At 65.7% G+C, this 11914-nt stretch carries 11 protein-coding genes and 1 pseudogene; 4 read left to right on the top strand and 8 right to left on the bottom strand.

Translation table 11 applies throughout. The features are described 5' to 3' along the window. Positions 1-34 precede the first annotated feature (34 nt). The gene (locus MVA47_RS21135; RefSeq protein WP_247209766.1) at positions 35-718 is read right to left on the bottom strand and encodes a hypothetical protein; all 684 of its coding nucleotides are present in this window, start codon (positions 716-718) and stop codon (positions 35-37) included. A 185-nt stretch (positions 719-903) separates the two neighbouring features. On the opposite strand from MVA47_RS21135, the gene MVA47_RS27100 reads away from it, so the two are divergent. The 4 genes from MVA47_RS27100 (at position 904) to MVA47_RS21120 (ending at position 4615) form a co-directional block, all read left to right on the top strand. After that, positions 904-2949: a histidine kinase gene (locus tag MVA47_RS27100; protein ID WP_247209765.1), complete on the top strand. Its 2046-nt coding sequence runs from the start codon at positions 904-906 to the stop codon at positions 2947-2949. Then, the gene (locus MVA47_RS21125) at positions 2927-3385 is read left to right on the top strand and encodes a response regulator transcription factor (RefSeq protein ID WP_308280579.1); all 459 of its coding nucleotides are present in this window, start codon (positions 2927-2929) and stop codon (positions 3383-3385) included. Before MVA47_RS27100 ends, MVA47_RS21125 begins: the two co-directional genes overlap by 23 nt. 29 nt (positions 3386-3414) lie before the next feature. Beyond that, positions 3415-3579: a LuxR C-terminal-related transcriptional regulator gene (locus tag MVA47_RS27095; RefSeq protein ID WP_308280578.1), complete on the top strand. Its 165-nt coding sequence runs from the start codon at positions 3415-3417 to the stop codon at positions 3577-3579. Positions 3580-4366: 787 nt separating this feature from the next. Further along, positions 4367-4615, top strand: coding sequence for an HNH endonuclease signature motif containing protein (locus MVA47_RS21120; protein WP_247210982.1), 249 nt, complete (start codon positions 4367-4369; stop codon positions 4613-4615). A gap of 166 nt (positions 4616-4781) precedes the next feature. Here MVA47_RS21120 and MVA47_RS21115 read toward each other — a convergent pair whose 3' ends face one another. From MVA47_RS21115 to MVA47_RS21085, 7 genes and pseudogenes are all read right to left on the bottom strand, one after another. Continuing rightward, positions 4782-5756, bottom strand: coding sequence for a 2-hydroxyacid dehydrogenase (locus MVA47_RS21115; RefSeq protein WP_247210981.1), 975 nt, complete (start codon positions 5754-5756; stop codon positions 4782-4784). A 17-nt stretch (positions 5757-5773) separates the two neighbouring features. Beyond that, positions 5774-7132, bottom strand: coding sequence for a glucarate dehydratase (gene gudD / locus MVA47_RS21110; protein ID WP_247209764.1), 1359 nt, complete (start codon positions 7130-7132; stop codon positions 5774-5776). A gap of 25 nt (positions 7133-7157) precedes the next feature. Beyond that, positions 7158-7874 carry a sulfite exporter TauE/SafE family protein gene (locus MVA47_RS21105; protein ID WP_308280577.1) on the bottom strand — a complete coding sequence of 239 codons (717 nt, stop codon included), beginning with the start codon at positions 7872-7874 and terminating at the stop codon, positions 7158-7160. Further along, a pseudogene (locus tag MVA47_RS21100) lies at positions 7871-8937 on the bottom strand (ABC transporter ATP-binding protein). Before MVA47_RS21100 ends, MVA47_RS21105 begins: the two are co-directional and overlap by 4 nt. Beyond that, positions 8930-9952 (bottom strand): ABC transporter ATP-binding protein, encoded by a 1023-nt coding sequence (locus tag MVA47_RS21095; protein WP_247209763.1) that lies wholly within the window; start codon positions 9950-9952, stop codon positions 8930-8932. Before MVA47_RS21095 ends, MVA47_RS21100 begins: the two are co-directional and overlap by 8 nt. Further along, on the bottom strand, positions 9949-10965 hold the full coding sequence (locus MVA47_RS21090) for an ABC transporter permease (RefSeq protein ID WP_023963241.1): 1017 nt from the start codon (positions 10963-10965) through the stop codon (positions 9949-9951). The genes MVA47_RS21095 and MVA47_RS21090 overlap by 4 nt, the downstream gene beginning before the upstream one ends. A gap of 9 nt (positions 10966-10974) precedes the next feature. Continuing rightward, positions 10975-11901 (bottom strand): ABC transporter permease, encoded by a 927-nt coding sequence (locus MVA47_RS21085; protein WP_030164191.1) that lies wholly within the window; start codon positions 11899-11901, stop codon positions 10975-10977. Positions 11902-11914: the final 13 nt, after the last annotated feature.

Genomic DNA, 11914 nt, shown 5'->3' with positions numbered 1-11914 from the left:
TTTTCAGACCCCTTTTCGTTCCGAACGACCTCACTCACCGGTTGATGGTGCTCTTTCCCAGCGCGAGTCCACCGAACGCGATGACCAGCCAGACCCCGCTCACTACACCCGGGAATCCGGGCAGCCCGAATGCGCCGACGGTGACGATGACGGGGAGTACCGCCAGCACGCTGACCACCCCGATCCAGCGAGAGACCAGACGCTCGCCGAATGCCATCCAGGCGACGGCGCCCGCAGCGACCGTGACGCCGAGGTATCCGATGAACGAGCCGAAGTCGTTGAGAACGTAGAGCACGTACAGTCCCGACTTGTCGAAGGCCTCGTCCTCGGAGCCGCCGTTGTACAGACCCATCGCGCCCTTCCAGCCATAACCCAGGGAGAGGGCGCCCGCCGATGCGGTGAAGCCGAGCGGGACGACGCGCGCTGCGGTGCTCGACGGGGTGCGGGGTTCGACGTGGCGCTTCCACGCGGCGGCCAGCACCAGGAGCAGGGCGACAGTGAGGTAGCCGGTGATGATCGATGCGTGGGCTTTGCCGCTACTGACATCGTCGACAATGTCCGCGTTGTAGGGCGTGTTCTCGTCCCACTCGGGATGGAGATCGAAGGCCAGAGTGGCTGCCAATGCGCCGATTCCGGCAGCCACGCCCACCCACGGCCAGCGTCCCCTCGTCGCCGTCTCGGTGGTGTCCGCCAAAGCCTGTGTTGTGGGTGTGGTCATCGTTGTTCTCCTTCTTCTCGGGGTGCGGGCCGCTTCTGTCCGCGTTGTCGGTGGAACTGTCGGGAATGGACATGACAGAACTGTCTGGGGGGACGTGTCCCGGCCGACAGGGACGCCGGTCCCTGGTTGCCGGGAAGTTCGCGTCTGCAGCGGTTTTCTGGGAATCGGCGTGCCACGATGACCTGGTGAGAGCTACCGTCCACGGTCTCGCCGACAAGATCGGTGATTCCGCGCTTCGCCGGATCGCGCTGGTGCTCGGCGTCGGCGCGGTGACGTGCATCGTGGGAGCGCTTGTGCTCCACCATGAACTCACCGAGCGTGTGAGTGTCGAGCCGATGTTCGCGAGTGATCTCGTGCTCGGTTCGGTATGGCCCGTGGCGGGTGTGGTGCTGCTGTGGCACCAGCCGCGTAATCGCTGTGGCTGGCTGTTGGTGGCGACGGGGTTGATCAGTGTCTACCTGCTCCTCGGGCAGTACAGCGTCTGGAATGCGAAGGTCTCGCCGTTGCCGGGTTCAGCGGTGGCCGACTGGATTTCGATGTTCGGCTTCGGCGTCTACTTCGTAGTGCTCCCGCTGCTCACATTGATGTTCCCCGAGGGCGGATTCGGGTCGCGGCACGAGAAGATGCTGGCGATCTCCGCGCTCTCGGCCGCCATGGCGGCCGTCGGCGCGCGGATGGTGGTTCCAGGTCGCGCTGATGTCGACGCGGCTGTGCAGAACCCCATCGGGATCGACGCGCTGGAGCCGCTGAACTACGTGACGTTGGTGAGTTCGTTTTATTGCCTGGCGGTGGCGACGCCGCTCGCGGTGGTCGCGCTGGTGTTGCGGACGCGACGCGCGGTCGGGGTGCAGCGGGCGCAGTTGCAGTGGTTCATGGTCGGCGGCATCGTCATGGCCTGCGCGCTCATCTTGGCGCTCCTGCTCGGTGAGACCGGGCCGGGCAACGCGGCGTTTGTCATCGCGCTGCTGGCGCCCCCGGTGGCGGTCGTGTCGGCGACCCTGCGTTTTCGTCTGGTCGACGCCGAGTTCGCTCTGAGTCGTTCGATCGTGCTGGTGCTCGTGGTCGCTCTGGTAGCCGCGGGCGGCGGCCTGATGCTGTGGCGGCTGGATCCAGGGCTGGCAGGATCCCGAGCCGGAATCGCCCTTGTGGTGGTGCTTGTGCTGGGAGCGTTTGCCGTTCGCGCCGTGTTGCAACGGGTCATCGACAACTGGTGGTTTCCGCAACTGCGCGGCAGCCGCACCCTTGCGCCGCGGATCTCCGAGGCCGTGACACTGTCGGCAGAGCCGCGTGCAGCGCTCACCGACTTGATCTCGGCATTGCGCACGGAGTTGCGTATGCCCTACGTGGCCTTCGACGGTGTGGTGCGGGCCGAACAAGGAGTTCGGCCTGCCCACCTGGTCACCATCGACGCAATTGCGCTGGGACGCAGAGTCGGTCAGCTCGAGGTCGCACCACGGCGCGTCGGTGAAGGGTTCAGCGCTGAAGAACGCCGACTCCTCGAACAGGTCGCGGCGCACGCGGCGATGATGGCTTACGCAACGTCGCTGGTGGCCGAGACCGAGCACTCTCGGGCCCGTATCGTCGCGGCCCGGGAAGAGGAACGACGACGGCTGCGCAATGATCTGCACGACGGGGTGGGCCCGGGTCTTGCGGGGATCGCCCTGCAGATGGATGCACTGGCCGCCGAGCTCCGCCGAAAGGGTGATGATGCCCACGCGGCCAAGGCCGATGGGATCCGGGACCGGGTCCGCGAAGCAGTGGTCCAGGTACGTGCGGTGTCTCGTGGTCTGCGGCCACCGGTTCTGGACCAGCTGGGGCTGGCACAGGCGCTGCGTCAACTCGTGGACGGTCTCGGTGCCATCGAAGGTGTTGTGCAGCTTGATGACATGGGTGAACTGCCTGCGGCCGCGGAGGTCGCCACCTACACCATCGCGGCCGAAGCGGTCACCAACGTGGTGCACCACAGCGCGGCGTCACGGGTGAGGATCGACGTGGAATGCGACGAGGAGAACCTCGAACTCCGGGTCAGCGACAACGGTCGAGGAATGCCAAGCAGGCCGACACCTGGCGTGGGATTGATGAGCATGCGGCAGCGTGCCGCCGAAGTGGGTGGCCGTGTGGAGCACCTTGCCGCTCAAGGGGAGGAACGGTGGTGCGGTTGGTGGTGCCCGTCGCGTCCGTCGCTGTTCCGAGAGAGGCTGTGCGTCAATGACATCGGTGCTCGTGGTTGACGACCATGCGCTATTTCGCGCAGGTATGCTCGCGGTGCTGACGGCGATGGACGACGTCGAGGTCGTCGGGGAAGCCGCCGACGGCGAGTCGGCGCTCCGTGCTGTCGAAGAACTACGGCCGCAGGTGGTGCTCATGGACTTGCGGATGCCCGGTATCGGTGGGCTCGCGGCCACGGCGCGGGTGGTGGACAGGTATCCGGACGTCGCAGTGGTGGTCTTGACGATGAGTGAGGACCCCGACTCGGTCTTCGCAGCCCTGCGGGCCGGCGCCCGAGGCTATCTGCTCAAGGAAGCCGAAGCCGGTGATGTGCACCGCACGATTGCGGCGGTCGCCAGGGGGAGGCCGTCTTCGGACCCCGCGTCGCCGAACAGGTGGTCGGGTTCTTCTCGGCGATGGCCCCGAACAGTGCTGGACCCCAGGCCTTTCCGGAGCTGACGAGCCGTGAGCGCGAAGTCCTGGAACTGATGGCCCGGGGTTTGGACAACGCTGCCATCGCCCGCCGGTTGTTCCTGTCCGAGAAGACCGTTCGCAACCGGGTCAGTGAGATCCTGGCCAAGATGCGTGCTCGGACGAGGGCGGAGGCGGTGGCCAGGGCGAGGGACGCAGGTGTGGGAGGGCAGCCCGACTGACGCGACGGGGTGATGTCGGAGGCTGGTGGTAGCCTTCGCTCGGCGAGGTGCGTGCGCTCTCCTGGTTGGCCAAACCTGTTGTCGGACAGGAGAATCTGCAGTTCGAATATCGCGAACATGTGTTCGGATGCGGTAGTGTGACGGCATCAATTGGACAGCTGGCGCACGGTTCGAACGGTGTCACTGCTGTGGGGGTCCCTGGGGAGGGGTATGAGGATGCGGGTTCTCGATGTGGTCGACGATGTGATGGGGTTGGTCGTTCCGGATGACCCACCGGGTGTTGTGGGTCTGATCAAGGAATTGATCACCCTTCGCAATGCGACCGAGTGCAAGTTGTCTGCGGCGGCAGCGCATATCGAACGGCTGGGGATAGCGAAGAAGTCAGGGTCCACCACCTCGAAGCTGTTGCAGGCCAACGGGGTCGCTCCAGCGGTTGCATCACGGTGGTTGCGGATCGGGACCGGGCTGGCCGGTTTGGATCGCACCGCCGGTTACTTTCGCGACGGATTCCTGTCGACCGAACATGTTGATGCGGTGGTCAGGGGGCGCGCGCACGTCGCGGCCCGGGCCGGCTCCGAGATGGTTGCTGAGGAGCGACCGGACATCGATCGGAAATTGTTGAGCCACGCCATCTCCGGCGCCTCGCCCGACGAGGTGGGCAAGGCCGCGCGCAAGCTGGGGAATCAGGTCTCTGGGAACACGGGTGGGCCCCCGGCGTCCGAGGATTCGGCGATGAACACCGTGGACTTTGCAGTTGTCGACGATCATCATCCGGGACGCGTGCTGTGTGAAATGCGGGGCACCGGCGGAATGGCCCGACTGCCATCACATTGTCCACTGGCAAGAAGGTGGCCCGACCACCCTGGAAAACGGGTGCCTGTTGTGCCGCACCTGCCACCGCGCAGTTCACAACACGGACTGGGACGTTGTCATGGGGCCAGACAGACACCCATGGCTGCTCCCGCCCGCTGACGTGGATCCGCTGCGAAAACCCCTGCCGGCCTACAACCGTAGGACGCTCACCCTCGCTGCGTAAAGGCGGCCGAACCGCACAAAGCTGCAAGGCCACACCGAACTGCTGGGCCGATGATCGATAGACCCACTCGCAACCGGCCCCCGGCCGGAACCGCGATAGAACATTGACAACTCCACAGTGTGAACATGTTTCGGGCCGCCGGACGTACCGCCTGTCGCCCGTGCGATCAGCGGACGGTACGAGCCAGTGTCAGGCCCCGGGCGAGTCTGCGGATGTTGTCGGCGATGTCCCGAACCCGTCCCACGAAAGTGTCGTGCGTGACGCCAGAAGAATGTGGCGTCATCAGCAGATTGGGGAGTTCGGCAAAGGGCAGATCGCCCGGTACACCGCGACCATCCGGGCCGGGGTACGAGTACCAGACGTCGATGGCGGCCGCACGAATGGTGTTCGTGCTGAGGGCATCGTAGAGAGCCTGCTGCTGAAGAAGTGGCCCCCGTCCGACGTTGATCAAGACTCCTTCCGAACCGAGGGCCTCGAACTCTGCGGGACCGATCATTCCTCGGGTATGAGCGTTCAGCGGTGCCGAGACGACAACAACGTCGGACTCGGTCATCAGGCGGCCCAGATCGGTGGCATCGCCCGCCCATGACAGGCCCTGTGCTTCGGCGTCGACGGTGCCGCGGCCGGTGACCGCCGACGCGGTGCAGCTCAACATACGCAGGAGGTTCCAGCTCTTCGACCCGATGTGGCCGAACCCGACGAAGCCGATGTGCGCATCTCGCATGGTGAGGGGCTGGGGAAGGGAGTCGTTGTACACCGATGTCGCCCACACGGCTTGTCGGAGTGCCCGATCGTGCGCGAGAAAACCACGGCGCAGCATGACGGAAGTGGACAACACGTATTCGGCGATCGAGTCCTCGTGATGGAACGTGTTGGCGACTTTGGTGCGAGGTCCGAGCGCGTCGAATGCGACATTGTCAGTGCCCGCCCCTGCCACGTGCACCAGTTGCAGTCGCGGGGCGGCGGCGGCCATTGCTGTGGTGAACCTGCCGCCCACGTACACATCGGCTGCCGGGAGGTCGTTGATGATCGCCCGTTCGTCGAAGCGTTGGTGCCACCGGACCTCACTCTCGGCAGGCAGCAAGCTCTCGAACAACTCACGATGCGGCAGCAGATTCCGATCGCCGACGACGATCACCATCCGCCCGAATGGATCGCTCATGCCCGAACCAGTGCTGGACGCTTGCTGTCGAAACTCCAGCCCGGTACGAGGAACTGCATCCCGACCGAATCATCTCGGGACCCCAGACCCTCGCGGAGGTACAGCTCGTGTGCGGCGTCGACCTGGTCCATGTCGAGCTCGACACCGAGTCCGGGCCGGTCAGGAACCGTGAGGTGACCGTCGCTGATCTCGAACGGCTCCTTGGTGATCCGCTGACCGTCCTGCCAGATCCAGTGGGTGTCGATGGCCGTGATGTCGCCGGGTGCGGCAGCGGCGACGTGGGTGAACATGGCCAATGAGACGTCGAAGTGGTTGTTGGAGTGCGATCCCCACGTCAGGCCCCACACATCGCAGAGCTGCGCCACCCTCACCGATCCGGCCATCGTCCAGAAGTGGGGATCGGCCAATGGGATGTCGACCGCTCCGGATCGAATGGTGTGCCCCAACTCCCGCCAGTCGGTGGCGATCATGTTGGTGGCGGTGGGCAACCCGGTGGCCCTCTTGAACTCACTCATCACTTCACGCCCGGAGAAGCCGCCCTCGGGGCCGACCGGGTCCTCGGCGTAGGCGAGCACGTCGCGCAGTCCGCGGCAGGCCTCGATCGCCTCCGAGAGCAGCCAGCCGCCATTCGGATCAAGCGTGATGCGCGCGGCCGGGAAGCGTTCGGCGAGCGCGGTCACCGCGGCTGCTTCCTCCCGGGGCGCCAGCACCCCGCCCTTGAGTTTGAAGTCGGAGAAGCCATAACGATCGTGCGCGGCCTCGGCGAGAGCGACGACGGCCTCAGGAGTCAGCGCCTCCTGGTGCCGTAGTCGAAGCCAGTCGTCGGACTCTCCGGAACCGTCGAGGTAGTCGAGTCCCGTCTTGGTGCGGTCGCCGACGAAAAACAGATATCCCAGCGCCTGCACGCGCTCGCGCTGCTGGCCGTCGCCGAGGAGGGCGGCAACCGACACTCCGAGGTGTTGGCCCAACAGGTCTAGCAAAGCGGATTCGACAGCGGTGACGGCGTGAACAGTGGTGCGAAGATCAAACGTCTGATTGCCTCGGCCACCCTCGTCGCGATCGGCGAAGGCGCGCCGTATGTCGCCGAGAATTGCGTTGTGGTCGCCCACGTGGCGTCCGACCACCAGGTCGATCGCGTCGCACAGGGTCTGACGAATCGGCTCGCTTCCCGGCACCTCGCCGACCCCGGTGTTCCCGTCCGCATCGGTGATCATCACCAGGTTCCGGGTGAAGAACGGAGCATGTGCCCCGGACAGGTTGAGCAGCATGCTGTCGCGGCCGGCGATCGGGATCACCCGCATCTCGGTGACCGCGGGAGCACCACGCGATACTCGCGATGTGGCTGATGACGTCATGGTGGAGCCTTTCGCTGTTGTGATTTCAGATGATCTGCTGCCCGATGAGCAGGACAGCCCCCACCGAGGAGATGGCGATGGAGAGCCGGCGCAGCCGCACCGGGTCGAGCAATGTGTTGACGAATCGAGAGGCCGCGTAGCCCAGCACAACCGCCGGGATGAGAATCAGGAACATCTCGGCGTTCTCCCGTTCGATGGCACCGGCGGCGGCCAGCACCGCGATGGACATCAACGACCCGACCAAGAAGAACGCGCTCATGTTCCCGCGTAGCCGGGGGCCACTTGATCCCTGCAACACCAAAGCCATCGGCGGACCACCGATCGAGGTCGCGGTGCCGAGCAGACCCGACGCAGCGCCCGCCGTCGCGAGGTTTCGTCGCCGCGGCGGTGGCGCCCAACCCATCGTCGCCATGACAACACCGGCCAGCACGACGGCCGCGAGTAACAACGCGAGCCCGCGTTCGGGTAGGAACAGGAGCAGCAATGCCCCCGCGATGGTGCCGGGGACACGGCCCGCGAGCGCCCACCCGGTGCCCCGGAGGTCGAGACTCTGTCGTTCACGGATTACGACGAGCAGCGTCACCACCACCGCGGACATGATCAGCGTGCCCGGGATGAGCGATGGGTCGACCAGGGCGACGATCGGCGCGGCAAGCATCCCCATGCCGAACCCGATCGATGCCTGCATGCAGGCGGCAGCGAACACTGCCACGCTGATCACGACGAGAGCTGTGATGCTCACCCGACCGCGGCGGGCATACCGAGCGACACCGTGTTGCGCGGGTGGAAGCACTCGGCCACGTGTGGCGGACCGCTCAGCGCTGCCCGGATCGACTTGCTCTGTGGAACGTCGGTGGCGACGGGCGGCGCCGACTCCGCGCACTCGGAAGTGGCGTGCATGCACCGGGTACGAAACCGGCAGCCCGACGGCGGATTGAGCGGCGAGGGCACTTCGCCCTCCAGGATGATCCGGGTGCGCCGGGTTCCGGGGTCGAGGTGGGTGCCGCGGACATCAGCGCCTCGGTGTAGGGGTGCATCGGGGTGTCGAAAACTCTTTCGGTAGGCCCTGTTTCGACGATGCGACCGAGATACATGACGGCGACGCGGTCGGCCACGTGCCGCACGACCGACAGGTCGTGCGAGATGAAGACGTAGGAGATGCCGAGTTGCTGCTGCAGGTCGTTGAGCAGGTTCAGCACCTGGGCCTGCACCGAGAGGTCCAGTGCCGACACGGGCTCGTCACAGATGACCACCGACGGGTTGAGGGCCAGCGCTCGGGCGATTCCCAACCGCTGGCGCTGCCCACCGGAGAACTCTTGTGGTGAGCGGTGCTCGTCGCTGGGGCGTAGACCCACCAGGTGCAGGAGTTCGCGAACCCGGGCGGCCCTGTCTCGCTTGGACTTGTAGAGGGTCTTGTGGGTCCGCCACGGCTCGGAGATGATCTCGGCGGCTGTCATCCGCGCGTTGAGTGAGGCATACGGATCCTGGAACACCATCTGGACGCGGCGTCGCAGGGCGAGCATGTCCTTGCCCTTGAGGGTGTACGGATCGACGCCATCCCAGCTGACCGTACCGGCGTCGGGGCGCTCCAGCATCATCAGCGTGCGGGCGAGAGTTGACTTGCCACAACCTGATTCACCGACCAGACCCAGTGTCTCGCCGGGGGCGAGATCGAGGTCGATCCCGTCGAGCGCCTTGAGTTCGGTCTTGCCGTCTTTGCCTGCCGGCACCCGGAACGTCTTCGTGAGGTCGCGAACCTCGAGGACCGACGATCCTGTCGATCTCGGTTTCGTGGACTCAGACATTGCCGACCTCCTCGGTGAAATGACATGCCGCAGAACGGCCGGTGGCGATTGACTTCAGTGCAGGTCGGGAGGTGGCGCAGATGTCTTGTGCCAGGGGGCACCGGGCCTGATACACGCACCCGGTCGGGATCGAGTGCAGGTCCGGGGGAGTACCACCGATGGACTTGAGATCTTCGCCCCGTTTGGCGTTCACGGGCACCGAGTCGAGCAGCCCCTTGGTGTAGGGGTGTCTCGGACGGGAGAACACCTCGGCGACCGGCCCGGTCTCGACGACGTTGCCGGCGTACATGATTGCCACGCGGTCGGCCTGCTCGGCCACCAGCGCCAAATCGTGGGTGATCAAGATGACCGCCATGTCGAACTCGGCTCGCAGGTTCTGCAACAGCGACATGATCTGTGCCTGCACGGTGACATCGAGCGCGGTGGTCGGCTCGTCGGCGAGGAGAACCTTGGGGCTCAGGGCCACCGCCATCGCGATCAGCAGTCGTTGGCGCATGCCACCGGAGAACTGATGGGGATAGGAGTCGATACGCGACTCGGGCTCGGGGATGCCGACGTGCTCCATCAGCCGGATGGCCTCGCGTTTGGCGGCCCGCGCAGACATCCCGCGATGGATACGGAACGGCTCGGCGAGCTGGGTACCGACCGTGTACACAGGGTTGAGCGCGGTCAGTGCGTCCTGGAAGACGATTGCCAGTTCGGTTCCGGCGACCTGGCGGCGCTTGCGTTTGCTCGCCGTCGTCAGGTTGGTGTCCCCGAGCATCACCGTGCCGTCGGTGACATCCGCGATCGGGTCCAAGAGCCCGACCAGGGCCTGGGCGGTCATGGACTTGCCACATCCGGACTCGCCCAGCAGGGCCAGCGTCTCGCCGCGGCGGGCGACAAACGAGACGTGGTCGACGGCCCGCACCACCCCGGTTGGGGTGCGAAGGTCGACGGTCAGGTCGGTGACGTCCAGGGCGACCCGCTCGTCGGCGGTGGTCGCGCCGGGATCGGCGATGGCTGGTGCGTTCATGCGACTGCCTTTCGTGAGGAGAACAGACGGCGGCGGGCACGCGGCACGGTGAGGCGCCAGCGCTGACCGGGATCGGTGGCGATCCGGGCCCACGCCGCGAGGATCGTGGCGGACACCGTGGTCACCACGATGGCCAGACCTGGGAAGAACGACAGCCACCATGCGGTCTGCAGGTAGGTGCGTCCCTGCGACACCATCAGGCCCCAGCTGATGTCCGGGGGCTGGATTCCGATGCCCAGGAAGCTCAGCGACGATTCGGCCAGCATGACAAAACAGAAGTCGAGGGTGGCAACGGTGAGCAAGGTGGGCAGCAGGATCGGCAGGACATGCGAGCGGATGATCGATCCACTGCTGGCGCCGAACGTGCGGGCCGCATCGACGAAGACCCTGCTCTGCAGTTCGGCCGACTCCGCCCGTGCGGTACGCAGATAGATGGGGATGCGTGTGAAGGCCAGCACCAGAACGATATTGGCCGCACTCGGCGAGAACACGTAGAGCACCACCACCGCCAGCAGCAGGGAAGGAAAGCTCATGATCACGTCGGCGACCCGCATCGCCGTGGTCTCGCGCCAGCCGCGGTGGTAACCGGCCCACATGCCGATCACCGAACCGATGACGCAAGAGATCACCACGGCGGGCAGGGCCACCATCATCGTGGTCTGACAGGCGACGATCAGACGAGCCAGCATGCTGCGACCGAGCGGGTCGGTGCCGAGCACGTTCATCCAGCCGGTATCGAGGTTGAACGGGGCCAGATTCGACTGGTCGAGGTTCTGATCGGTGGCGGCGCTACCCACCAGCCACGGCCCGAAGCAGGCGACGAGAAGGACAAAGGCGAGGATGCCGGCGGCGACGGTGGCCATCGGATCCCGCAGCAGCAGTCGCCAGAGGGGCATCCTGTTGGACGGAACCTTGCCTGCGGCAACGGAATCGCCGGTGATGTCTGTGGGCGCGACCAGCGAACCGGTGGGATCGGTGACTGTGGACTCGGACGGTCCGGTGACAATCGACATGACGTTCTCCTAGACCTTGACCTTTTCGCGGACCCGCGCGTCCAGCAGCGCGTAACCGGCGTCGATGACGACGTTGAGGATGAAAATGCTGACAGCGGTGAGCAATACGGCGGCCTGCAGCACTGCGAAGTCGCGTTGCAGGATCGAATCGATCATCAGCTTGCCGATGCCGGGCCAACCGAAGATGGCCTCCACCACCACCGCACCGTTGACCAGCGCGACGGCGAGGTCGCCCGCCACGGTCAACGCCGGTGCGGCGGCGTTCCGCAGCGCATGATGCGTGACGACGCGCATGTCGCCGGCCCCTTTGCTGCGGGCAAGCCGCACATACGGCGCGGAGAGCGCCTGCACCATCGCGCCCCGGACCACCTGGGTCAGGACTCCCAGCGGCCTGATCAACAGTGTGGCGATCGGCAGGATCCAGGAGAGGGTGCTGCCCGTACCGGACGTGGGCAGCCAGCCCAGGACCACCGCGAAGATCCAGATGCCGGTGATGGCGAACCAGAAGTCGGGGACGCTCGCCGCGGTCATCGACAGCAGCGACGAGAAGCGGTCGGCAAGTGAGTTGGGCCGGAAAGCCGCCCAGCAACCCAGGATCACGGCGCCGACGATGGCCAGCAACATGGTGAAGAACGCCAGCTGCAATGTCGCGGGAAATGCCCGCAAGGCCATCTCGGCGGCCGACTCGCCGGTGCGTAGGGACTCGCCGAAGTCCAGGTGGACCACGCCGCCCAGGTAGTCGAGCATCTGGTTCCAGACGGGCTTGTCGAGACCGTTCTCGGCCGCGAACTCGGCACGCTGATCCGGGGTCGCAGACACCGGGAGGTACAGGTTGGTGGGATCACCGGTGAGTCGGGCGAGCAGGAAGACACCGAAGAGCACGACCAACAGAGGGATGAGGCTGGTGTACATGCGGCGTCGCAGGAAGGCGAACATCTCTCACCGCTTT

The sequence above is a fragment of the Williamsia sp. DF01-3 genome (genome assembly GCF_023051145.1).
Classification (GTDB): domain Bacteria; phylum Actinomycetota; class Actinomycetes; order Mycobacteriales; family Mycobacteriaceae; genus Williamsia.
Note: the sequence above shows the minus strand (reverse complement) of the source record. Positions and strands in the feature narration are given on the sequence as shown.

Excerpts from the sequence above, each read along its gene's own strand:
- MVA47_RS21135 (WP_247209766.1), bottom strand. The coding sequence starts at position 718 with ATGACCACACCCACAACACAGGCTTTGGCGGACACCACCGAGACGGCG.
- MVA47_RS21090 (WP_023963241.1), bottom strand. The coding sequence starts at position 10,965 with ATGTCGATTGTCACCGGACCGTCCGAGTCCACAGTCACCGATCCCACC.
- MVA47_RS21125 (WP_308280579.1), top strand. The coding sequence starts at position 2,927 with ATGACATCGGTGCTCGTGGTTGACGACCATGCGCTATTTCGCGCAGGT.
- MVA47_RS21085 (WP_030164191.1), bottom strand. The coding sequence starts at position 11,901 with ATGTTCGCCTTCCTGCGACGCCGCATGTACACCAGCCTCATCCCTCTG.
- MVA47_RS21095 (WP_247209763.1), bottom strand. The coding sequence starts at position 9,952 with ATGAACGCACCAGCCATCGCCGATCCCGGCGCGACCACCGCCGACGAG.
- gudD (WP_247209764.1), bottom strand. The coding sequence starts at position 7,132 with ATGACGTCATCAGCCACATCGCGAGTATCGCGTGGTGCTCCCGCGGTC.
- MVA47_RS27095 (WP_308280578.1), top strand. The coding sequence starts at position 3,415 with ATGGCCCGGGGTTTGGACAACGCTGCCATCGCCCGCCGGTTGTTCCTG.
- MVA47_RS21115 (WP_247210981.1), bottom strand. The coding sequence starts at position 5,756 with ATGGTGATCGTCGTCGGCGATCGGAATCTGCTGCCGCATCGTGAGTTG.